Genomic DNA, 23,392 nt, shown 5'->3' on the forward strand with positions numbered 1-23,392 from the left:
CAATTACTCAAAGTACTGAAAATCTGTGACAAAAATTTTTGAACAGGAATACAATAATACAAACCAACCAAAACCTATCACAAGATCATTGAAGAAATTCTGCTATATAGTAGATATATAGTATATCAGAAAACCTTGTAGATAAAACTATCCTTATTTATATAACAAAAAAATCCCGCCATAAGCGGGACTCTATTTTGGTATACTTATCTAAAGGGTGAGGCTTTTTACTTTGGTAAAGATATAATATCCCGCAAGCACCCCTACTGTATCTGCTACCAAATCCAAAACTTCCATAGACCTGCCCCAGCCCATTTCATCCTGAAGAATTTCAGTGAGTATAGAGTAGCTCAGCATAATCTGAAAGAACAAAATAAATTTCACTTTTGGGAAGGCTGCAGTAAAACAAAATCCCAACATCGCGAAAATCGTAAGATGCAGAATCTTATCAATCCCATCAAACATAAAGGCATATTCTAAATTTTCCACACCAGGCCTGAGGAGCATAAAAGTAAGAAATGCCCAATAAATGGGCAAAATCTTAATAAATATTTTCGATATTTTATCCAAGAGACTCCTGGTATTGCTCTGCAGTAATCAGTTCAGACATATCTGCTCCCTCTGCAATCGTCAATTTAATGATCCAGCCTTTGCCATATGGATCTGTGTTAAGAAGTTCGGGCTGGTCTTCAAGCTCTGTGTTGAACTCTGTTACCGTACCACTTACCGGCAAGAAAAGGTCTGAAACAGTTTTCACAGCTTCTACACTGCCGAAAACATCTCCTGCAGAAAGTTCATCATCCACAGAATCTACATCTACAAAAACAATATCACCCAACTCGCCCTGTGCGAAATCTGTAATCCCAATTGTTGCGGTGTCCCCATCAATTCTAACCCATTCGTGGTCTTTTGTGTACTTTAATTCAGAAGGTGTATTCATTTTTTTAAATTTTATTTTTCAAAATTACTCAAAATTATCATAATCTCAAATCTTTCAAACAACTTATTCGGGCATCACGCACCGGCCTCTCAATTGTCACCACGGCTATAACTATAATAAGCGGACAGCGATCATGGTTTTTGCTTCTTTTACTATCTTTGCTGTAATACGAATTGCGTGCGAATTCATTTAGCACGAAATTTCTATAAATTCAAACATCAATAAACAATGATTTTATCTAAAAAAATAGATTCCGCTCATCAATCTTTTCTCCAGTGGCGGGATATTCCTTTTTCTACAAAACAGAAGCATCTTATAAAACTGGCTAACCTTCTGGAAAAGAATGCTGAAAAATTTGGCAAGAACATCACCAGAGAGATGAACAAACCGGTTTCTCAATCCATCGCGGAAGTTGAAAAATGTGCACTGATGGCGAGATTCTACGCCAACGCAGAAAACATACTGAAACCCGAAAAGATAAAAACAGAATACAAACTCTCCGAGATCCATTATTCTCCAATGGGAGTGATTCTGGGAGTAATGCCCTGGAATTTTCCGTTCTGGCAGGTTCTGAGGTTTGCTGTTCCCGCCATTCTTGCTGGAAATACAGTAGTTCTGAAGCACGCTTCAATCTGTTTCGGGAGCGGAAAAATGATCGAGAAACTTTTTCTGGAAGCCGGATTCCCCAAAGGGATATTTCAAAATTTAGAGATCGGTCATGCCGAAGTTAAAACGGTTCTGGAAAATCCCCTTATAAAAGGAGTCAGTTTAACCGGAAGCGAGAAAGCCGGCGCTGAAGTTGCGTCGATCGCAGGAAAAAACATTAAAAAATCGCTCCTTGAACTGGGAGGAAGTGATGCCTTTATTGTTCTGGATGATGCCAATCTGAAGAAAGCTGCAGAAAGCGGTGCCAAGGCGAGACTCCAAAACTGCGGACAGGCCTGCAATGCCGCAAAACGTTTTATCATTCAGAAAAATATTGAAAAAGAATTTTTACCCCTATTTATTACGGAGTACCAAAAATACATCCCCGGAAATCCTTTGAAAAAAGAGACTAATCTAAGTGGAATGGCCAGACCGGATCTTGCTGATGAACTTGAAAAGCAATATAAAAAAGCCCTGAAAAACGGAGCGGAAATTATTTTACCGTTGAAGCGCATTTCTGATCAGGCTTTCGAGCCTGGCTTAATCCGTGTAAAAAAAGGAAATCCTATCCTGCTGGAAGAACTTTTCGGTCCCTTGGGTATGGTGATGATTGCCAAGAATGATGAAGATGCCCTGAAACTGGCGAACGATATTCCTTTCGGTCTTGCCAATTCGGTTTGGACTAAGACTAAAAAAAGGCAGGAATTCTTTATTCAGAATCTGGAATCGGGAACGGTAAGCATTAATAAAGAAACAAGCTCAGATCCAAGACTTCCGTTCGGAGGTGCAAAATCTTCAGGTTACGGAACCGAGCTCTCGATGATCGCGCTTAAAGAATTCGTCACAGCAAAAACAATTGTAGGAAACTAAAAAATCATAACATTTAAAATAAAAGCGCCGGAAATAATTCCGGCGCTTTTATTATGCTTCACTTTCTGCAACATCGCGTTTCAGCTGCGCCCGGTAAAGGGTGGAATAATATCCGTTTTTATCAAGAAGTTCAAGGTGTTTGCCCTCTTCAACAATTTTGCCGTGTTCCATGACAATAATTTTATCGGCTTTTTCAATGGTCGAAAGCCTGTGCGCAATAATGATTGAAGTCCTGTTTTTTGTAATTTTCTCCGTTGCTCTCTGGATAAGCTTTTCACTTTCGTGGTCGATGGAAGAAGTTGCTTCATCCAGTATCAGAATTTTCGGGTCAGAAAGGTAGGCACGTAAAAATGAAAGCAGCTGACGTTGTCCGAGGGAAATCGAAGAACCTCTTTCACGCACTACATAATCGTACCCGCCGGGAAGACTTTCGATGAAATCATCAACCTCAATATCTTTTGCTACGCTTTTAATTTTTTCTAAAGTCACGGTTTCGTCTCCAAAAGCCAAATTTTCGAAAATGGTACCGTGGAAAAGGAATACGTCCTGCAGCACCACGCCGATATGGCTTCTTAAATTATAGAGTTCATAATCTTTTAAGGCAACGTCATCCAGAAGAATCTGCCCTGAATTAATATCATAAAGCCTCGTAATTAAACTGATGATGGTAGATTTTCCCGCTCCGGTGGCTCCAACAATCGCGACGGTTTCACCAGGATTCACTTTGAAACTGATCCCTTTTAATACGTCCTGATTTTCATCGTAGGAAAAATACACGTCCTTAAATTCAATCTTTCCGTCAAAATGATCTTTCATTACTTTGCCTTCGTTGGGCAGCGCAAAATCTTCATCCATTACACCCAGAACCCTTTCAGCGCCTACGATGCCCCGCTGTATATTATTGAAACGGTCGGCAATTTGTCTCAGCGGACGGATCAACATTGAGATATACTGAATAAAGGCAATAACCACTCCTGCAGAAATCGTGATATATCCGCCATAGAAAAGGATAAATCCTATGAATAGCGACGAAATCAATTCCACAACCGGAAAAAACAGCGAAAATATAAATACGGTTCTGAGCAATGCAGCCTTTAACGTAATATTAATCTGATCAAATTTCTTAAATTCTGCCTGCTGGCGGTTGAAGACCTGAATCAAAGACATTCCCTGCAAGCGCTCCTGTACAAATGAGTTTTGATTGGCCGTCCAGGTTCTTTCATCTCCGAAAGCCATTCTTAGTTTTTTCTGGAAGAACCTTGTGATCACAACCATCAGCGGAAGAATTGCCAGTGAAATGTAACTTAAATGTACATCAACCTGAAACATCATGATCAGCACAAAAACAATTCGGAGAATATCACCGAAAACCATCAGAAAACCATCAGTATAAACTGTTGAAATGGTTTCTACATCACCCACGGCTCTCGTCACAAGCTGCCCGATCGCGGTCTTATCGAAAAATGAGGTACGGAAATAAATGAGTTTATGATAAAGCCTTTCGCGGATATCGCGGATGACATTCTGAGAAATGAAGTTTGAAAAATAAACGAGGAAAAAATTCAGAATCGTTTCGCCAAAAACCAAAGCTACCAGAATATAGATGTGCTTCATCATCGAACCTTCGTCTTTAAGTTTGATGATGTCTGTATCTACAATCTGCATCGTAAGATACGGCCGGTACGTGGAAATTACCGATAAAACGATGGAAATTATCAGCGTAATGATAAACCACGACCGGAATTTCATCCCAATCTTAAAGAGTCTCTTGATTATATCCCAGGTGCTTTGTTTCTTCATATTTTAATCCTCTTTCTTTCCGATATCCTGAATTTCAATTGCTGGACCTTTCAGGCGTTCTTTCAGAAATCTGTTTTCTAAAAATTTATAAATCCCATATACCGCAGCAATGGAAAGGAGCCAGCCAATTAAATTCACGCCGGAAAATCCTGTATAATTAATGTTATCGATTTCTTCCGGATCTGTTAATGCAAGATAAATTCCGTAAAATAAACCGAAAAACAGCTGTGTTCCCAAATATATACCAATTGCCAGAAGTCCGTACTGCCATTTTACTTTACCAAACCTTTCAGCCAGAGAAGCATAATACCGGTACGCAAAAATCAAAATAAAAATTCCTATCATCTGTCAGTTTTAAAAATTATAACCCACATCCACCAAAAACAAACCTTGCGGTGGTGCGGAAGTTCCTGCCGAATTCCGGTCTTTTTTCTCGATGATTTTTCGTAAATCTTCCGGTTTAATTTTGCCGTTCCCAATTTCTACCATCGTTCCAACGATTGCTCTTACCATATTTCTTAAAAAACGGTCTGCAGAAATGGTGAATTTCAGTTCAGCTCCGTTCTGTTCCCAAATTGCTTTGTAAATTCGGCAGTTATTGGTTTTATTATCGGTGTGAAGTTTGGCGAAACTGGTAAAATCTTCATATTCAAAAAGAATTTTGCAGGCTTCATTCATTTGATCGATATCGAGTTTACGTCGCCACATCTGCCAGGAAGAATCCTGAGCAAAGGGATTTTTTTCTGATGAAATATAATATTCATAAGTGCGGTACGTGGCATTGAATCTGGCATGAAAATCATCTTTCACTTCAAAAATTTTCTTCACTGCGATGTCATCCGGAAGAAAACTGTTGAGCTTGTAAACTAAATTCTGATCTGGTTTTATATCAGTATCGAAATGCGCGAACATTTTTGTTGCATGCACTCCGGTGTCGGTCCTTCCGGCTCCGGTAGTTTTAATTTCCTGCCTGAGCAAAGTTGAAAGTGCTTTTTCAAGTTCCTGCTGAACAGAAATTTCCCTGGGCTGTATCTGATAACCAAAATAGTTTTTTCCGCAGTAAGAAAATTCAATGAAATATCGCATGGCTGCAAATTTCTAAAATTAAATTCGGAAAAGTGAAGAAAAATAAAGTAATTTGTCTTTTATGAAAAAGATTCTGCTCCTCTCCGACTCTCATTCCTATATCGATGACCGTATTTTAGATTACGCTAAACAGGCAGATGAAATATGGCACTGCGGAGATTTCGGAAACATGGAAGTAATTGAAAAATTGGAGAAGATAAAACCTCTGCGCGGCGTTTATGGAAACATAGACGGGACAGAAATCCGAAAAATTTTTCCTGAAGTTTTACGATTTAAATGTGAAGAGGTAGAAGTTTTGATGATTCACATCGGCGGTTATCCCGGAAAATACACTCCGCTGGCGAAAAAAGAAATTGAGGAACAGACTCCGAAACTCTTTATTTCAGGACATTCACACATTCTGAAGGCGATGTTCGATAAGAAAAACAATCTTCTGCACCTGAATCCCGGCGCTATGGGAAAAGTCGGCTGGCACCAAATGCGGACGATGATGCGGTTCGAAATCAACAAAGACCAAATCGAAAATCTGGAAGTGATTGAATTAGGTAAAAAATAATTGTATTAATTCTTTTTCAGATTATCGTAAATCCGATGGATTAAACCGTCGGCCACCGAAATTTTCGGAACGAATATTTTGTCGATATCTCCCCAGTTCATTACATTATTGAAAATTTCCAAGGCAGGAACCAGAACATCGGCGCGGTCTTCCCTGAGTCCGAATTTGCTCATTCTTTCCGTTACGGTAAGGCCATTCATTTCTTTATAATACTTTTTCAGGTAGGCTGTAGACATCGGTTTTCCGTCTTTTGTCTTGCTCATCGAAAATATTTTATTGATGTTTCCGCCGGAACCTATCGCTACTACAGGTTTTTTACTGTTGATGTTTTTACGGATTTCTTCTTTCATTTCTTTCCAGTGCTCTTCTTTCACCAGATTATTCAGCAGTCGTATTGTACCGATATTGAAGGAATGTTCATATTTCATTTCTCCGTTTTCGTAGAAAGTCAATTCTGTGGATCCGCCACCTACATCAATATAAAGATAGGCTGAATCTTTATCAAGACCTTCCGCCACGTGATTTTCGTAAATAAGTGTGGCTTCCTCGTCGCCTGAAATGATTTCAATACTGATTCCGGAAGTTTCCTTTACAGCATTAATGATTTCCACACCGTTTTTAGCGTCGCGCATCGCACTGGTGGCGCAAGCACGGTAATGTTCCACTTTATAGATTTTCATGAGATCGCTGAAAACCTTCATCGAACTGATTACCATTTCCTCCCTCTCAGCACCGATCTTCCCGTGAGTAAAAACATCCATCCCCAAACGCAGCGGAATTCTTAACAGATTAAGTTTCATAAACTCCGGCTTGCCTTTTTTAGGCTCGGTGACTTCGTTAATCAGAAGCCGGGCTGCATTACTCCCGATATCGATTGCTGCGATTCTCATAATACTACTTGTTTGAACTTAGTTTTGAAAATACTAAAGATAAGATGAATCAAAGGAAAACGGAAGCAGGTCGCGGATTGATTTGGTTTTGAAGATTTCACCGTCCAGTGATGCAAAATAAATCTCAATTCCTTCCTGCTGTTTGGCTTCGTATTCCAGGATCGACTGCCGGCACGATCCACACGGCGGAATTGGTGTTGATGACAAGGCATCTTTTGGCGCACCAATCACAAACAGTTTCTTCATCTTCACGTTGGGGAAATTAGCAGCTGTCCAGAAAATAGTGGTTCGCTCGGCGCACAGCCCGGAGGGATATGCCGCATTCTCCTGGTTACTTCCTGTAATGATTTCGCCGTTTTCTAACAAAACCGCACATCCGACATGAAAATGAGAATATGGAGCGTATGCATTCTCTCTGATCTTTTTTGCTTCGTCAAAGAGTTTCTTCTCGGTATCATCAAGACTGTCGTAATTCCTGATCGCTTCAAAACTGATTTTTAATTCTTTTTCCATTTAAAAAAATTGGGGAGTAAAGATACCTTTTATTTTTCAATTATTAGCTCTACAGCGCTAACAGATTGGCAAAATGAATCTCCTATAAATCAACAGCATTACTGGCGGTCTTAGGAAAATTTTAACTCGTGCCTCTAATTCTTTGGTTTAAAAATTGATGCTGAAAACTACATTCTGATAGCTTTCTTCTATAGTAATCTTTATTAAATCTCAAGATTGCGGCTAAATAGGATTTCATAAGCAGCCAAATTCAAACATTAATAAAAAAATTAAAATGGAAAAGAAAAAAACAACTCCTCCGAAGAAACAGGCTAATGGCGGTGCCATGCAGCTGCGTGACCTTTTCACTGACGGTTTGAAGGACATTTATTATGCGGAAAATGCATTAGTAAAAGCACTTCCCGAAATGTATGAAAATGCATCAGATCCAAAACTCAAAACGGCTATTAAAGATCATTTGGCGCAGACTAAACAACAGGTAGTTCGGCTGGAAGAAGCATTCGCCTCCATGGGAATGAAAGCCGAAGCCAAAAAATGTCCTGCGATTGAGGGAATACTGGAAGAAGGAAGGGAAACCGTTTCGGGTGCAGCCGAAGGTCCGGTTCGCGATGCTGCCATTATCGGAAGTTCTCAAAAAGTAGAGCATTACGAAATCGCCAGCTACGGAACGCTTTGCGCCTATGCAAAAGTGCTTAATGAAAAAGAAGCACTTGATCTGCTGCTTCGTACTTTAGGCGAAGAAAAAAAATCAGACTGCGTACTTACCACCATCGCAGATACCAACCTGAATTCTCAGGCCGCGGCGGGTAAACATAAATCCAAAGATATAAACGCTGTATAACCAACAAATCACTACTATGAAAATTAACGAACAGGAGCCGTTTGAAAATGGCGCAAACCCAAAAGTAGAACAGCTCGGAAAATATAAAGTTGATGACCACGGCGAATTTATGACGACCAATCAGGGAATCAAAATCAATGATGATCAAAACTCCCTGAAAGCAGGCGACCGAGGACCATCTCTTCTGGAAGATTTTATTTTCCGGGAAAAAATGACCCATTTTGACCATGAAAGAATTCCGGAAAGGATCGTTCATGCGAGAGGGTCCGGGGCACACGGCGAATTTCAGCTGTACAAACCTTTAGGTAAATATACGAAAGCAAAATTCTTGAATGATACCACGGTTAAAACACCGGTATTTGTTCGGTTTTCTACCGTACAAGGCAGTCGGGGATCTACTGATTTACCCCGCGACATCCGTGGTTTCGCCGTAAAATTTTATACTCAGGAAGGCAATTATGATTTGGTCGGGAATAACACCCCTGTATTTTTCATTCAGGATGCCATGAAATTTCCGGATCTCGTTCATGCGGTAAAGCCTGAACCGGATAACGAAATTCCGCAGGCAGCTTCCGCACACGACACATTCTGGGATTTCATTTCTTTAATGCCCGAAGCCATGCACAATATCATGTGGCTTATGAGTGATAGGGCGATTCCAAGAACGCTTCGTGCGATGGAAGGTTTTGGAATTCATACCTTTAGATTTATTAATGATGAGGGCCAGTCGCATTTCGTCAAATTCCACTGGAAACCGCTGCAGGGCGTTTTAGGTCTTGCATGGGACGAAGCTCAGAGACTTGCCGGAAAAGATACCGATTTCCACCGCCGCGACCTTTGGGATGCTATTGAAAAGGGAATGTATCCGGAATGGGAACTCGGCGTGCAGATCATTCCTCAGGAAGATGAGCATAAATTCCCTTTCGACTTGCTGGATCCTACCAAAATGATTCCGGAGGAAATGGTTCCTGTGGAAATTATCGGGAAGATGACTTTAAACCGAAATCCCGACAATTTCTTCGCAGAAACCGAGCAGGTGGCTTTCCATCCGGGGCATGTTGTTCCCGGCATCGATTTCACCAATGACCCGCTTTTACAGGGAAGATTATTCTCTTATACCGACACCCAACTTTCAAGGCTTGGCGGACCGAACTTCCATGAAATTCCAATCAACAGAGCGATCCCGGATGTAACCAATAACCAGCGCGACGGTATTCACCGCATGCAGATTCCGAAAGGAAAAGTTTCTTATCACCCGAATTCCATGGCTCAGGGATGTCCGTTTCAGGCGATGATTAAGGAAGGCGGATTCGCATCCTTTGAAGAACGCATCGATTCCTCCAAAATCAGAAAAAGAAGCAAAAGTTTCTTCGACCATTTCAGCCAGCCTACCCTGTTTTATAACAGCATGACATTGCACGAAAAGCGCCACATCCAGAATGCATTCTCTTTTGAACTTGGAAAAGTTCAGCGGGTGCCGATCAGACAGAGAATGGTGAACATGCTGCTTGAAGTGGATGAAGATCTTGCAAACCAGGTAGCTCATCATTTGGGACTTGTTCCTGAAAGGTTGCCTCAGCCGATTACCGACAGTATTCCTGCCGACGGAAATCCGGATGAACATCACTCTTTAAAAGTAGAACTTCCGATCAGCGAAGCACCATCCGTAAGCATGGCGAATAAACTGCCGACCAATATTAAAGCGCGGAGAATTGCAATCCTTACTGCTGATGGAGTGAACGATGAGGCCTTCACCAGAGTTAAAAAAGAACTGTGCGAGATGGATGCCTTAGTACAGATTATTGCTCCGAGACATGGTTTTGTTACCACGCAGTCAGGCGATCAATATCCTGTGGATGACAGCTTGCTTACGGCTGCTTCGGTAATATTTGACGCGGTTTATATTCCGGGCGGCGACAGTGTAAATACCCTGATGGAACATGCGGGCGCGCTTCACTTCATCGCGGAAGCCTACAAGCACTGTAAACCTTTCGGTACTGACGATAACGGCTCGGAACTTTTAGAAAAAGCAGTCCGCGGCCTCACTCTTCCCGCAGACGGAATCGTAACTGACGGAGATCTTAAGCTCTTTGCCGGCTCTATTATCCTGCACCGGTTCTGGGATCGCGAAATGAATCCTTTGCCTGCATAAAAGATTTGTTATATTATAATGAGAGGTTTCTTTAGAGAAGCCTCTTTTTAATTTGTCTATATCGATGATTGCAAATCAGTGAATAAACCTGCGCCAAAGACTGACGATGATTCCTTAACTTTGACCTTTTAAAAATTCAAATTATTTATGCTTTATACTCCAATACAATTCAGGAATTTAGAAATTAAAAACCGCTGGGTAATGTCTCCCATGTGTATGTATTCCTCCGAAAACGGCGTTGCCAATGATTTTCACCTGCTTCATTACGGAAGCCGTGCGCAGGGCGGCACAGGTTTGATTATCGTGGAAGCTACCGGTGTGGTGCCTGAAGGAAGAATTACCAATAAGTGTATGGGAATCTGGAATGATGAACAGGCCGCAGCGCTTTCAAAAATCGCGAAAATTGTGCATGAAAATTCTGACAGCAAAATCGGGATTCAGCTTGCGCATGCCGGAAGAAAGGCCTCTACCTGGAACGGAAAACAGATTTCTTTAGAAGAAGGCTGGGAAACCGTAGCTCCTTCCCCAATTCCTTATGAAGAAAGTGAAAGAATTCCCCATGAATTAACGGTGGAAGAAATTAAGGATTTAGTACAGCATTTTAAAGAAGCTGCAGCCAGAGCAATAAATGCTGGGTTTGATCTGATTGAGATTCATGCGGCTCACGGCTATTTAATCCATCAGTTTCTTTCCCCTTTATCCAATACCAGAACCGATGAATATGGAGGAAGTTTTGAAAACAGAATCCGGTTTTTACTGGAAATTGTGGAAGCGGTAAATGACGTTCTTGATGAAAATCACCCGTTATTCGTAAGAATTTCAGGAACGGAATATGCCACAAACGGATGGAACATTAAAGACAGTGTAGAATTAGCCAGGATTTTAAAGGAAAAAGGTGTTGACCTCATCGATGTTTCCAGCGGTGGAAATATCCATGGCGTAAAAATTTCCCTGTTTGACGGCTACCAGGTTCCATTGGCGGAAGCTGTTAAAAAAGATGCAGAAATTGCCACCGGCGCTGTAGGAATGATAAAAACAGCAAAACAGGCCGAGGAAATTCTACAGAATCAGCAGGCCGACTTGATTTTTGTCGCCCGCGAAATTCTAAGAAATCCTTACCTTCCGGTTCGGGGTTCTTTTAAAAATAAAGACAATTGCTTCTTCCCTCCACAATATGAAAGAGCGAAACCTTAAGAAAAAAGCCAACTCTTGCAGTTGGCTTTTTGTTGATGTATGTTTCAGTTTCACTTGATTAATTTTCGAAAACTGCTTCTAACAAACAGACTTCCGAAATAAAAAACGGACAGAATTAAGAACACAATTCCTAACATGAAGAAAAACTCCGTAAGTCTTAACAGTACACCTGGCACTGTAGGATCTCCGTCCATTACAAAACCAATTGTCGTCACAATCCATGAAATTCCTAATAAGTTTAAGATTTTCCTTTTCATCGCTTCTTAATTTTATCGGATAACGGCAAACTGATATTTTTTATTATTCCTTTTTTAATTTAAGAATACTCAAATTTTCGGATGACTTCCAGAGTTCTGTCAATTTCCTTTTCTTTGATCGCGTCGGAAATAAACCAGGTTTCGTAACCGCTTGGTGGAAGGTAAATTCCCTTTTCAAGCAGAAAATGAAAGAAATTATTGAACAGCGAGTGATTGGCCTGCGCAGCTTCGTCAAAATTAGAAACTGCATTGATATGGAAAAAGACACTCATCATGGAACCTTTTCGGTTGATGCGGTGTTCAATACTTTTTGAATTCAGAATCTTTCCGATTTCGAAATCTAGGGTTTCTGCCGTTTTATTGATGTTCTGATAGAAATTTTCATCTTTTCTGATCAGTTCCAGCGTTGTCAAACCCGCTCTCATAGCGAGTGGATTTCCGCTTAAAGTTCCGGCCTGATATACTGCGCCTTTCGGAGCAAGGTGATCCATAATTTCATTTCGTCCGGCAAAAGCTCCTACGGGAAGTCCGCCACCGATCACTTTTCCGTAAGTGACCAAATCGGCTTTCACGTCATAAACTTCCTGCGCTCCGCCAAAACCTAAACGGAAACCGGTCATCACTTCATCGAAAATCAGCAAAGCTCCGTTTTCGTCACAGAGTTTTCTTAAATTCTGCAGGAAATTGTTTTCAGGCAATACGCAGCCCATGTTTCCGGCAACCGGTTCCACAATAATTGCGGCAATTTCACCCTGATTGTGGCGGAATAGATCTTCCACCTGTTCGATATCGTTATATCTCGCTAACAAAGTGTCTTTTGCTGTTCCGGCGGTAACCCCCGGAGAATTGGGATTCCCGAAAGTGGCAGCACCGCTTCCGGCTTTAATTAAAAATGAATCGGAATGACCGTGATAACAGCCTTCGAATTTGATAAATTTATCTCTTCCGGTAAAACCTCTTGCGAGACGAATCGCGCTCATACAGGCTTCAGTTCCCGAAGAAACCATTCTGATCTGGTCGATGTTCGGCACATTCTGCACTATGAGTTTAGCTATTTCTGTTTCCAGTTCGGAAGGTGTTCCGTAGGAAAATCCGTTTTCTGCCTGCTTCTTGATGGCTTCCAGAACTTCAGGATGTGTATGTCCTAAAATCGCCGGTCCCCATGAATTAATATAGTCGATATATACATTGTCATCGGCGTCGGTCATATACGCGCCTTTCGCAGATTTCATAAAAATGGGAACGCCGCCTACAGATTTAAAGGCACGCACGGGGGAATTCACGCCGCCCGGAATATATTGGTACGCTTCATCGAATAAAGCTGAACTTCTTTGGTATAACATTTTATTGTTGGGTGTTAGATGTGGGGTGATGGATGATGGGTGATGGATGCAGATCAGCTTCGGGGCTTTTTGTCCTGAAGGTAGATGAGCTGTCCGGCTTTGGGCTGTTCACCGAAAGCCATTCTGTTTTTAGAATACAATTTGCTGAGTTTAATGCCGAACTTCTGGGAAACATCATGCATGGATTCGCCAACCTTGGTTTTGTAGCTGGCTACATTTCCGCTGGAAGATTTGGATTCCAGGAACAGGACATCGTTCCTGCGCAGCTGGGTACCGTCTAGTTCGTTCCATTTCATGAGTTTGCTTTCGGAAATCCCGAATTTCTTTGAAACAAGACTCAATTCAGCATCTTCGGGGATAATCACAAATTTTTTTCCACCGTTCGGATGGTTTTTTACCAGAATTGAATTGAGGATTTCTGCTCTTGTCTTAATCCTTTCAACAGTCTGCTGCTGCTTCGCATACGACGTCTGTTCGTACGGAACTTTTACGGTCACAGGTTTCGAGGAAGCTTTACTCTGGTCAAGCTGTGCCATGAAGATTTTATCATCACGCAGTCCCGGATACAATTTCAGAACGGTGTACAGCACTTCTTTTGAATTGGTATTGTCGAATTCGTAAAGTTTATTTTTTTCAATTTTATCGATCAAGATATAGGCGTAACGGGGATTTGTAGCATATCCCGCTTTCTTCAGTCCATGTGCCCAGGCTTTGTAATCTTTCATATCGAGCTTGAAGAGATTCACGTAATATTTTCGGTAAGCCAGAAATTTTGAGTGGTCTTCATAGGATTCTTTCGGATCATCGTATACACGGAAGCATTCATTCGGTGCATCATCGGTATGTTTCATCGTCTTGCCCGTCCAGTCTTCTTTACATTTAATGCCGAAGTGGTTTTTACCAATCTGTGCGAGGCGGCTCTGTCCGCCACCGGTTTCCAAAAGTCCCTGCGCTAAAGTAATAGAGGCAGGAATCTTGTATTTTTCCATTTCCTCAACAGCATACGCCGCAAATTTCTGAATGTACTGCTCATCATTTTTCCAGGTCTGAGCATGGAATTTTGATACAATGATCAATGCAAAAGCAAAAAATATTCTCTTCATAAACTGTTGTTTGGTCAACTTTTCATCAGTTTGATTAAAGGCCTGTTCTGTTCTTCCAACATCCTGTTCGCTCCGGAAATTCCCTGAAGCCCGCCGGTATGGAAAGCCAGAATGCTTGTATTTTCCGGAAAGAAATCCTCTTTTATCAGTTTGAAAATAAGCCTCATCATTTTTCCAGTGTATACCGGATCTAACTGAATTCCGTAATATTCTGAAAAATTATTGATAAAACGGATATTTTCATTAGTTATTTTGCCGTAACTGCCGTCGTGGGCTTCAAAAAGATTAAAATTCTTTTTTCCGGATAACTTAAAGACCTCATCTTCCAGCGTTGGATCGTTTACCGCTTTGAAACCCAAAACATGCTGGTGTTCTTCAGCAAATTTCGAGAGGCCGGCAACGGTTCCGCCAGTCCCAACTGCGGTGCAAAGATAATCAAAACTTTTTGTACCTTCATTCAGCATGTGCTGTATGCCCTTCACTGCCTGATGGTTGGTTCCGCCTTCGGGAATAATCAAGGCATTGGGAAATTCTTTCTGAAGATCCCGGGTTAAAGATTCCTTATTTCTGTACTCAGCGCGGGTCACAAAACGGAAGGCCATTCCGTTGGTGTGCGCGAACGCTAATGTGGGATTTTCCTGCCATTTGTTCTCAAGTTCTTCCCCACGGATAATTCCCAAAGTTTTAATGCCCTGTTCTTTTCCTAATGCGGAAACCGCAGCAATATGATTGGAAAATGCGCCGCCAAACGTAACGATGAAAGGATGTTCCGGTTGCTGCTCAAGATATTGATTAATGTTATAGTAGAGTTTCCAGAATTTATTGCCGGAAATTTCGGGATGAATAAGATCTTCTCTTTTGATGAAGAGCTTTATATTTTTTTCCAGCGGAATTTCGGTGATGGGGATTGAAATTTCAGGAATGGTCATGCTGCAAATTTCGGGAAAGATTTTGAAAAGTGAATGGTTACGGTTGTGTTTTCTCGCGCGGATAAAGCGGATTGCTCTGATGGGTTTGCATGCCTGTTGCTGGATGTTGGATGCTGGGTGTCTGGAAAGTACTTTGCTTGTTTTAAACTGCATTTTCTATAAAGCCGTGTTGCGCCCCGGATTGAACGGTCTGTTTGAGCTCTCCCGGCGACGCAGGAACCGGGAAGCGAGCAGTGAAAGCCGGATAAGGCGCCCAAAGAAAATTAACCTCCTATATATTTCCAGAAACTCCAGAGTCTGCGGGTTTTCAGGTAATCCGGATCATCTTCCATGGCAAAGGCTTCACGCTCGAAGGAAATATATTTATAAGCCAGGAAACTGTCTTTGAGTCGAAAATACCAGAAATAATATTCGATGACGTACCAGAGATAGAAGAAGATGATGAGCAGCTCCAGTTGCTGGCGAAGGTGAATTTTTTCGTGATTGATCAGGATTTTGTCGTGCCGGGATTCAGGTTTGCGCAGGATGATCACCGGAAAAAGGGTAATCGCTGAAATTTTTGTATTTTTGAGCAGTGACTGCCAGACAATAATCATCTTACAAAGATAAAATTTTCGGCGATTTCCATTTAACCCATGAGCGAAAACACCATCAAAGAACATGAAGACTTTTATTATAACGAGCAGGGTTATAAGGTTTTTACAGAGAAATACCACCTGAAACGCGGCTACTGCTGCAAAAGTGGCTGTAAACACTGTCCTTACGGTTATGATAAAAAGACCGACCGTTTTATAAAACCGATTAAAAAAAATTAATAAATTACTCCAAATGAAAAAGTATATTTTTCTTCTTTTAGCTTCGGCAACATTGGGACTTACCTCGTGCAGCCCTTTCAATGTTAGATCTGATTATGCAGAAACTGCAAACTTCAACGAGTATAAAACGTATAAACTGAGAATTGACGATCTGAAACTGAACGACATCGATAAAGACCGTGTACTGAATGAAGTCTCCAGACAGTTACAGACTAAGGGAATGAGCGTAAGCGATAACCCGGATTTAATTGTGAATGTGAAAGCGAATCACAAGAAAATTCAGGATGTGCAGTCTTCCAGACCTTACGGAATGTATGGCTGGGGCGGACCTTTCGGTTGGGGTGTAGGGATGAACAGAACCTGGACTTCCAATTACAATCAGGGCGCACTGATTCTGGATCTGATTGACGCAAAAACCCAGAAACTGGTTTGGCAGGGAATCGGCAGCGGAATTTCCGTAGATTCTCCGAAATCGAAACAGAAACAGATTCCTGAAATCGTTGCAGAAATCATGGCGAACTATCCGCCACAGAAAAAGTAAACGTTCCCTACTCCATTTTAATATTTATTGAAGTCTCCCTACACAGGGAGGCTTTTTTTAATTTTGTACATTGACAACAATGGCGGGATGACTTCTAATAGTATTGAACCCATTGAACTGACCATTAAAAAATCATTACCATGACCGAAAAAGAAAAATGCGAACTGGGCATGCTTTACGATGCGAATTTTGATCAGGAACTGGTCCGGGAGCGCGGACACTGCAAGAATTTATGTCAGCAGTACAACAATCTGCCCTACTCGGATTATAAAAAAAGAGAAGCAATGATCAGATCAATTATTCCCCGTTCCCAATCCGCATTCCTGATCGAGCAGCCTTTCTGGTGCGACTACGGCTATAATACAGAGATCGGCGATAACTTTTATTCCAACCACAATTTGGTGATTCTGGATGGCGCAAAAGTAAAATTTGGCAACAATGTTTTCATCGGGCCAAACTGTGGATTTTATACAGCCGGGCATCCGGAAAACACGACGAAGCGGAATCAGGGGCTGGAATATGCAAGACCTATTACCGTGGGCAACAATGTATGGATCGGCGGGAATGTAACGGTGCTGCCGGGCGTAAGCATCGGGAATAATTCCGTTATCGGCGCCGGCAGTGTGGTTACCCGTGATATTCCTGAAAATGTTGTGGCGGCAGGTAATCCGTGCAAGGTCATCAGACCTGTTGATGATTTAAAATAAATAAAGGTTACGGAAGCCGAGCGGAAACTTCACTTCACTAAAAAAGCAGCCAATTAGAGACTGCTTTTTTACAACTACTTTTAAAGGCGTATATTATTCTCCCAAAACCTCAGTAATAGGATTACCGATGTTTCCGCTTGGGTTTTCGATTTTTAAGATCTGAGCCAAGGTTGGTGCAATATCCGTCATGTGATAAGCTTTGGCGCTCGCTCCTTTTTTAATTCCTGTTCCCATGAAGATCAGCGGAATATGGGCGTCGTAAGAATTCCATACACTGTGAGTGGTTCCTTTCTTGGCATAGTTCGGCAACATTCCGTCGTGCGAAATAATCTGGATGTCACCGCTCCGCTGCCAGTTGTACCCATTGATGATTCTTGATTTAAGGGGTTCGGATATAGCTGAAGAGCCAACCTTAGCCAAATCTACAGCATACAGCACGCGGGGATCTTTATTCAGATAAGACAGTAGCTGCTGTTTAACAGCCTCTACATCCAAATTATTTTCACGGATGAGTTTGTGATTCAGATAAATCTGGTAATTATCGATTCCCCAGATCAGCTTTTCCTGACTGAATTTTACTTTAAGTTCTTCTTCAAGATTTTTCTGAAGTCCTTCATCAAAAAGTCCGGTCAGCATTTTGTTCGCCTGCATATATCCTAAAGCATTCGCAGCACCGTGATCTGCAGAGAGGAACACGAGGTAATTGTCTTTGCCCACTTTTTTATCGAGCATATTAAAAAACTGTTCCAGGTCTTTATCAAGTTTTAAATAGGTATCCTGTACTTCAATAGAATTCGGGCCGAAAGAATGTCCGACATAATCGGTGGATGCAATATTAATGGCAAGAAAATCTGTCTCTGCATTACGGCCCATATGATAACCGTCAAGCGCGGCCTCAGCAACTTTTAGCGTTAATGAATTTCCGAACGGTGTAGTTCTGATAATTCCTTTCTTCGTGGCATAATCTGCCGCAAGATTATGATATGGAAAGGTGGGGGTTTTTGCACTTCCCAAAAGCTGTTCCCACGGAACGTCGTCAGCCGTACTTTCGGTATATTGCGAGAGGGGAAGTGAAGTGGTCCAGCCGTTGGCTACCAGTTTTTCTCCCCAATTCTGCGCATTGAAGTTCTTCAGCCACTGCGGCAGTTCGTTCATATAATAGGAACTGGTTACAAAATTTCCTGTACCTTCATCAAACCAGAATGCTCCGGTAGGATTGTGCCCGGCTGGCAGAATGGAAGCCCTGTCTTTCAGCGATACTCCCACCACTTTCGAACGGAAATTGGTAGCCATCCCCAGTTGGTCAGTAATCGTCGTGCTCCAGAGATTGTGCGGCGAGTGTGCCCCGATTTTTTCGGAACTGGCACTGATTCCCTTTACCGATGCGTCAGTCGTGCAGTATACGTTCTTGCCGGTTTCGCGGTCTGTCCAGTCGTTTCCGGCAATGCCGTGAATCGAGGGAACCGAGCCTGTGTAAATCGAAGTATGCCCCAATGCGGTTACCGTGGGAACATAATCGATCATTACGTTACTGAAGCTGTATCCCTGGCTAAGGAGCCTCCTGAAACCACCATTGCCGTATTTGCTTTCGTAGCGGTAGAGAAAATCCCACCGCATCTGGTCTACCACAATTCCTACCACCAGTTTGGGTTTGGGTGTGGTGGATGATTGATTTCTCTGTGCCTTCATGCTGAAAACAGACAGGAACACGAAAAACAGAATTTTAATTTTTCCGGACATTTTATCAAAGTTTTTATCACTGCAAATTTAAAAGAAATTATAAAGGGTAACCGAAGTTTTTAAAAATTCATGCTTTGTTAATACTTCTTTGTCTAAATTTGAAAAAAATAGGATTAATGAAAAGACGGGAATTATTGAAAGGCGGCTCGCTGGCGTTAGGCGGACTGCTTTTGACACCTTTTTCAGCCAAAGCCAATATCTTCAAGGAAGAATTTGCGGGCAAAAAGGCAAAGAATATTATTTTTATGGTGAGCGACGGGATGAGCTCGGGCACCCTGCACATGGCAGATTTATACAGCCGCCGTAAACTGGGAAGACCTTCGCACTGGATTTCGTTTTATGAAGAAAATCTTGTACAGCGCGGCGTGATGGATATGGCTTCCGCCAGTTCTATCGTTACCGATTCGGCTGCAGCCAGTTCTTCATGGGGAGGCGGCCAACGGGTGAATAACGGCAGTTTGAATATCGGCGCCAATGGGCAAGAGCATCTTCCTATTCTACAGAAATTTAAAAAAGCAGGAAAGAAAGTGGGTTTTGTCACCACAGTTCCTGTTACGCATGCCACCCCTGCCGGATTTTCGGTATATACCAAAAGCCGTAATTCCCAGGAAGAAATCGCCGCCATGTATTCGGAACTGGGGTTTGATGTAATAATGGGCGGCGGACACCGGTTTTTTGACGCGGCACAGCGGAAAGACAAAAAGGATATGTACTCTGTTTTCAGGAACAAAGGGTATTCGGTAGCACGGAATAAAGCTGAAATGAATGCCGCACCGCAAAACAAACCGCTGATCGCAACCTTTGATGAAGACGGCCTCCCCTATGCTGCCGACCGGAACAGCAGCAGTTTTATGAAAAACAATATTCCGACTTTAGCGGAAATGACTTCGAAAGCCATCAGCCAGATGAAAGACCACAAAAACGGGTTCGTCATGCAGGTGGAAGCCGGAAAAGTGGACTGGGCAGCGCACGGAAACGATATTTCTGCACTGCTGTATGACCAGCTGGCTTTTGACGACGCCGTGAAAACAGCAATGGACTTTGCCCAGAAAGATGGCAACACCTTGGTGGTCTTCACTTCCGATCACGGAAACGCCAACCCGGGTTTGATCTACGGTAAAAACGTGAACAGCAATTTCGACAGAATCCAGCAGTTTTCGCAGACGAATGAATGGATTCTTCAGGGACTTAATCCAACAGACAGTATCAGCAACATAAAAAACAGAATTGCACAGGCGAATGCCGGAATTTCGATTACGGAAGACCAGGCAAAAGAAATCCAATCTTATTACGCGAAAGCGAAAATGGAAGACGGTATTTACAACCCGAGACATCTGCCCTTCAAACTGCTGTCGCAGATCCAGCAGGAGCATACTTCAGTAGGCTGGATCAGCATGGACCATTCGGCCGATTACAGTGAACTTGCCATGTTTGGGCCGGGAAGCGAACAGATGAAATCTTTTATGAAAAACACCGATATGCATACTTTCCTGCTGAAAGCAGCGGAGGTTGAGAATAAGTTTTAAAGGCTTTCAATAAATAAAATAAAAACGCTCCGGAATTCGGGGCGTTTTGGTTATTCTGCATTAGTATCTATTAATTTCCCTCCTTTATTGACAAGATGAATGTCATTTGGAATGATTTGCTTTTTTATTAACAGTTGTTCTTCATTTTTTATATCAGCAATATACTCAGCAAATGCATAAACAGACCCATCTTTTTTATAAACAATCCAAGATCCTGTTTTTAAAATCTTATTTCGATATAAAAAAATAGCATTGCCTTCACCTGCTAAAACACCGTTTGGATAGTATTCTTTACAAAAATAGACATCAGGAAGAGAGTATAGTTTCAGTTTGCTGTGTATTTTACCATTAAGATAATATTTGGTAGCGATTGTCATTTTACCATTAACATTGTATTGATAATCAAATTTTCTTTTATTTGTTATCTTGTCATATGATATAGAACGAATGGGCTGATTTCCTTTATAGGTAATCACAACTTTATATTTTTCAGTTGTTTTTGTTTTAGTATATGTTTCTTCTTTTTTACACGAAATAAAACATAAAAAAACGGAAAATATAAAAATTATTCCTTTCATTATCTTCTCTTTTGATTTACCCTATCTTGTTCAGCATCATTACTTCTTTAATTGCAGAATTATTATCCCCTCGCTGCCGCACGAAATGAAATCCGACGAAGTCAATCCTTTCGTGTGGCAAACCATGTATACCATCCTAAATTCCATAATATCTAAACACTTCTATATTATTCAAAGCACCTTTTATAATCCTCCGCTGTCGCACGATTGCATCGGGTGACCTTTTCTAGAAGTCAAACATCCTAAACAGCACTATATCATCCAAAAGTCCTTTCTCAGCTGCATAATCTCTTGCGCTGCTATAAATATAATCTTGTGCTTTGTATACCAATCCCGCTTCAACTGGATTCTGATGCACATAATCAATTTTCTGCTTAATGACACGGTTGCTCCATAATTCAATGGGTTTATTATCATGTCGTCAAAACTGATAATGAGTAACATTAGAACTTTTCGCACCTTCTTTTCTAAAAAATTCTAATAAAAATTCTTTTCTGCTCTCCCGTGGATTTTCTTCTATCGCTTTTACGATAGATTTACTGGTATACCTTTTCAAATCGCCAATCAGCAATTCTGGCTTTTGTCCTTTTATACTCCTGAAAACCAAGTGAACATGGCTGGACATGATACACCAGGCATGGATTTCCAACCCTTTTTCTTTTTGACAAAATCTTAGACTATCCAAAAATAAATCTTTATACTCATTTCTAGTAAACACATCCAGCACGCCTACCACTGCGAAACTTATAAAGTAAAGACCTTCCGGATTGTGGAATTTATAGTTCCGGCTCATCATCGTATGTTTTTATAAAGATAAAAATTTTAACCAGTTTTTAAAGGAAAAGCCACACGATATAATCGTGCGGTAGCGGGGGGTAAAATTTCCCTGAAAACTAAAGAATTTCGGTCAAAAAAAAGACTGCTTTTGGTAGTTTTAGGGCCAGATTTTCCCAATTTTCATGCTGAAGTTTTAGTGCCTGGGACATTTACAGACCGTTTTGAAGGATTTTCAATTCCCTTCCTACGTTTTTTTAATTCCTTTACTACGGAATTTTTGTTCCATGCGTATGAAACTGTTGTTTCATACTGATGAAATTTTTTTTCGTACGTACGAAAATATTTTTTGTACGTACGTTTTTAAGCCATTTTCAGTACAAAAAAACCCTCCAAAAAATGGAAGGTTTTAAATGTATGATGAAAAGTCTGATTAGAATTTCAGATCGCCGTTCACGTCTCTTACCGCTTTGGCAGCCGTTTCGAATTTTTCTTTCTCCGCATCTGTAAGTGCGATTTCCACGATTTTTTCAACACCATTGGCACCGATAATTGCTGGAACGCCTAAACAGATATCGCTTTGGCCGTACTCTGCGTCAAGCATCAAAGAACATGGAATCATTTTCTTATGGTCGCAAAGGATCGCCTGAACCATTACAGAAACTGCAGCTCCCGGTGCATACCATGCAGAGGTTCCTAAAAGTTTGGTCAATGTCGCGCCTCCTACTTTGGTCTCCTCTTCAACATAAGCCTGTTTTTCAGCATCCAGGAATTCAGTTACAGGAACGCCGTTTCTTGTTGCTTTGCTCATTAACGGAAGCATTCCGGTGTCGCTGTGTGCCGCGATTACCATACCGTCAACATCTGAAATCGGGCATTCCAAAGCTTCAGCAAGTCTGTATTTAAAACGTGCAGAATCCAGGGCTCCACCCATTCCGATAATTTTGTTTTTCGGAAGTCCGGAAGTTTTGTGAACCAGGTACGCCATGGTATCCATTGGATTGGAAACCACAATGATAATCACATCAGGGGAATGTTTTACAAGATTTGCAGTAACCTCTTTTACGATTCCTGCGTTGATTCCGATCAGCTCTTCTCTGGTCATTCCAGGTTTCCTTGGGATTCCTGAGGTGATTACGGCTACTTTGGAACCTGCAGTTTTGCTGTAATCTCCGGTAGTTCCGGTAATTTTGGTATCAAAACCATTCAGCGAAGCGGTCTGCATTAAATCCATTGCTTTACCTTCGGCAAAACCCTCTTTAATATCCACCAAAACTACTTCGGCTGCAAAATTTTTCATCGCAATGTATTCTGCACAGCTTGCGCCCACTGCTCCTGCACCTACAACGGTAACTTTCATATTTATTGATTTATTGTTTTTAATGGTAATATGGAACCTTTCGGTTTCAGATGATTAACCTTTTTTAAAGTTATTTTTTCTGTTGTTCAAATTTAAGAAATATGACGATGGCAGCCAATTTACAAAGGCTATTTTTCAATTTATTTTTTGAATTTCAATTTTAAGTGATTCATTACCATAAATCAATATGTTTGGAGAAATTCTTGCATACATTTGTTTACTTTTTTATCTC

At 41.4% G+C, this 23,392-nt stretch carries 25 protein-coding genes; 10 read left to right on the top strand and 15 right to left on the bottom strand.

Going from position 1 to position 23,392, the window contains the following annotated elements:
- Positions 1–210: 210 nt before the first annotated feature.
- A complete protein-coding gene (locus KTV93_RS03800) occupies positions 211–537 on the bottom strand; it encodes a VanZ family protein (protein ID WP_230259203.1) in 327 nt (108 codons plus the stop codon).
- A 25-nt stretch (positions 538–562) separates the two neighbouring features.
- Positions 563–940 carry a glycine cleavage system protein GcvH gene (gene gcvH / locus KTV93_RS03805; RefSeq protein WP_218249998.1) on the bottom strand — a complete coding sequence of 126 codons (378 nt, stop codon included), beginning with the start codon at positions 938–940 and terminating at the stop codon, positions 563–565.
- Positions 941–1,168: 228 nt separating this feature from the next.
- Between gcvH and KTV93_RS03810 the strand changes: the two genes are divergently transcribed.
- A complete protein-coding gene (locus KTV93_RS03810) occupies positions 1,169–2,455 on the top strand; it encodes an aldehyde dehydrogenase family protein (RefSeq protein ID WP_218249999.1) in 1,287 nt (428 codons plus the stop codon).
- Positions 2,456–2,506: 51 nt separating this feature from the next.
- Here the strand turns inward: KTV93_RS03810 and KTV93_RS03815 are convergent, their stop codons facing one another.
- The 3 genes from KTV93_RS03815 to truA are packed head-to-tail and all read right to left on the bottom strand — an operon-like array spanning position 2,507 to position 5,341.
- Positions 2,507–4,255 (bottom strand): ABC transporter ATP-binding protein, encoded by a 1,749-nt coding sequence (locus tag KTV93_RS03815; RefSeq protein WP_218250000.1) that lies wholly within the window; start codon positions 4,253–4,255, stop codon positions 2,507–2,509.
- A gap of 3 nt (positions 4,256–4,258) precedes the next feature.
- Positions 4,259–4,600, bottom strand: coding sequence for a hypothetical protein (locus tag KTV93_RS03820; RefSeq protein WP_218250001.1), 342 nt, complete (start codon positions 4,598–4,600; stop codon positions 4,259–4,261).
- Between the two features lie 9 nt (positions 4,601–4,609).
- On the bottom strand, positions 4,610–5,341 hold the full coding sequence (gene truA, locus KTV93_RS03825; protein ID WP_218250002.1) for a tRNA pseudouridine(38-40) synthase TruA: 732 nt from the start codon (positions 5,339–5,341) through the stop codon (positions 4,610–4,612).
- Between the two features lie 61 nt (positions 5,342–5,402).
- On the opposite strand from truA, the gene KTV93_RS03830 reads away from it, so the two are divergent.
- On the top strand, positions 5,403–5,897 hold the full coding sequence (locus KTV93_RS03830; protein WP_218250003.1) for a metallophosphoesterase family protein: 495 nt from the start codon (positions 5,403–5,405) through the stop codon (positions 5,895–5,897).
- A gap of 5 nt (positions 5,898–5,902) precedes the next feature.
- Here KTV93_RS03830 and KTV93_RS03835 read toward each other — a convergent pair whose 3' ends face one another.
- Positions 5,903–6,787, bottom strand: coding sequence for a Ppx/GppA phosphatase family protein (locus KTV93_RS03835; RefSeq protein WP_218250004.1), 885 nt, complete (start codon positions 6,785–6,787; stop codon positions 5,903–5,905).
- A gap of 33 nt (positions 6,788–6,820) precedes the next feature.
- A complete protein-coding gene (gene cdd / locus KTV93_RS03840; protein WP_218250005.1) occupies positions 6,821–7,300 on the bottom strand; it encodes a cytidine deaminase in 480 nt (159 codons plus the stop codon).
- Between the two features lie 274 nt (positions 7,301–7,574).
- Here cdd and KTV93_RS03845 point away from each other — a divergent pair, with 274 nt between their 5' ends.
- The 4 genes from KTV93_RS03845 to KTV93_RS12465 all read left to right on the top strand — a co-directional run bounded on the left by KTV93_RS03845 (position 7,575) and on the right by KTV93_RS12465 (position 11,754).
- Positions 7,575–8,141 carry a YciE/YciF ferroxidase family protein gene (locus KTV93_RS03845; protein WP_218250006.1) on the top strand — a complete coding sequence of 189 codons (567 nt, stop codon included), beginning with the start codon at positions 7,575–7,577 and terminating at the stop codon, positions 8,139–8,141.
- 16 nt (positions 8,142–8,157) lie between these two features.
- A complete protein-coding gene (locus KTV93_RS03850) occupies positions 8,158–10,293 on the top strand; it encodes a catalase (RefSeq protein ID WP_218250007.1) in 2,136 nt (711 codons plus the stop codon).
- 147 nt (positions 10,294–10,440) lie between these two features.
- Complete coding sequence (gene namA / locus KTV93_RS03855; protein ID WP_218250008.1) at positions 10,441–11,487, top strand: NADPH dehydrogenase NamA; 1,047 nt, start codon at positions 10,441–10,443, stop codon at positions 11,485–11,487.
- Between the two features lie 135 nt (positions 11,488–11,622).
- Positions 11,623–11,754 (top strand): hypothetical protein, encoded by a 132-nt coding sequence (locus tag KTV93_RS12465; RefSeq protein WP_256118963.1) that lies wholly within the window; start codon positions 11,623–11,625, stop codon positions 11,752–11,754.
- Between the two features lie 49 nt (positions 11,755–11,803).
- Here KTV93_RS12465 and hemL read toward each other — a convergent pair whose 3' ends face one another.
- The 4 genes from hemL to KTV93_RS03875 all read right to left on the bottom strand — a co-directional run bounded on the left by hemL (position 11,804) and on the right by KTV93_RS03875 (position 15,715).
- Positions 11,804–13,087 carry a glutamate-1-semialdehyde 2,1-aminomutase gene (hemL, locus tag KTV93_RS03860; RefSeq protein ID WP_218250009.1) on the bottom strand — a complete coding sequence of 428 codons (1,284 nt, stop codon included), beginning with the start codon at positions 13,085–13,087 and terminating at the stop codon, positions 11,804–11,806.
- Between the two features lie 53 nt (positions 13,088–13,140).
- On the bottom strand, positions 13,141–14,190 hold the full coding sequence (locus KTV93_RS03865) for a glycoside hydrolase family 73 protein (protein ID WP_218250010.1): 1,050 nt from the start codon (positions 14,188–14,190) through the stop codon (positions 13,141–13,143).
- Positions 14,191–14,204: 14 nt separating this feature from the next.
- Positions 14,205–15,119, bottom strand: a complete 915-nt coding sequence (locus tag KTV93_RS03870) for a 1-aminocyclopropane-1-carboxylate deaminase/D-cysteine desulfhydrase (protein ID WP_218250490.1) — start codon at positions 15,117–15,119, stop codon at positions 14,205–14,207.
- 263 nt (positions 15,120–15,382) lie between these two features.
- A complete protein-coding gene (locus tag KTV93_RS03875) occupies positions 15,383–15,715 on the bottom strand; it encodes a hypothetical protein (protein ID WP_218250011.1) in 333 nt (110 codons plus the stop codon).
- A gap of 39 nt (positions 15,716–15,754) precedes the next feature.
- Between KTV93_RS03875 and KTV93_RS03880 the strand changes: the two genes are divergently transcribed.
- From KTV93_RS03880 to KTV93_RS03890, 3 genes are all read left to right on the top strand, one after another.
- Positions 15,755–15,934 (top strand): C1orf53 family protein, encoded by a 180-nt coding sequence (locus KTV93_RS03880; protein WP_218250012.1) that lies wholly within the window; start codon positions 15,755–15,757, stop codon positions 15,932–15,934.
- A gap of 13 nt (positions 15,935–15,947) precedes the next feature.
- Entirely contained in the window at positions 15,948–16,475 is a 528-nt protein-coding gene (locus KTV93_RS03885; RefSeq protein ID WP_218250013.1) for a DUF4136 domain-containing protein, read from the top strand.
- Positions 16,476–16,615: 140 nt separating this feature from the next.
- Complete coding sequence (locus KTV93_RS03890; protein WP_218250014.1) at positions 16,616–17,182, top strand: sugar O-acetyltransferase; 567 nt, start codon at positions 16,616–16,618, stop codon at positions 17,180–17,182.
- 93 nt (positions 17,183–17,275) lie between these two features.
- Here KTV93_RS03890 and pafA read toward each other — a convergent pair whose 3' ends face one another.
- A complete protein-coding gene (gene pafA, locus KTV93_RS03895; protein ID WP_218250015.1) occupies positions 17,276–18,922 on the bottom strand; it encodes an alkaline phosphatase PafA in 1,647 nt (548 codons plus the stop codon).
- Between the two features lie 116 nt (positions 18,923–19,038).
- Here pafA and KTV93_RS03900 point away from each other — a divergent pair, with 116 nt between their 5' ends.
- Positions 19,039–20,448, top strand: a complete 1,410-nt coding sequence (locus tag KTV93_RS03900) for an alkaline phosphatase (RefSeq protein WP_218250016.1) — start codon at positions 19,039–19,041, stop codon at positions 20,446–20,448.
- A gap of 50 nt (positions 20,449–20,498) precedes the next feature.
- Here the strand turns inward: KTV93_RS03900 and KTV93_RS03905 are convergent, their stop codons facing one another.
- The 3 genes from KTV93_RS03905 to KTV93_RS03915 form a co-directional block, all read right to left on the bottom strand.
- Positions 20,499–21,026, bottom strand: coding sequence for a hypothetical protein (locus KTV93_RS03905; protein ID WP_218250017.1), 528 nt, complete (start codon positions 21,024–21,026; stop codon positions 20,499–20,501).
- 421 nt (positions 21,027–21,447) lie between these two features.
- A complete protein-coding gene (locus tag KTV93_RS03910; protein WP_317206444.1) occupies positions 21,448–21,822 on the bottom strand; it encodes a transposase in 375 nt (124 codons plus the stop codon).
- Positions 21,823–22,233: 411 nt separating this feature from the next.
- Positions 22,234–23,160 carry a malate dehydrogenase gene (locus KTV93_RS03915; protein ID WP_218250018.1) on the bottom strand — a complete coding sequence of 309 codons (927 nt, stop codon included), beginning with the start codon at positions 23,158–23,160 and terminating at the stop codon, positions 22,234–22,236.
- Positions 23,161–23,392: the final 232 nt, after the last annotated feature.

It is taken from the genome of Kaistella faecalis (assembly GCF_019195395.1).
In the GTDB taxonomy this organism is placed as follows: domain Bacteria; phylum Bacteroidota; class Bacteroidia; order Flavobacteriales; family Weeksellaceae; genus Kaistella; species Kaistella faecalis.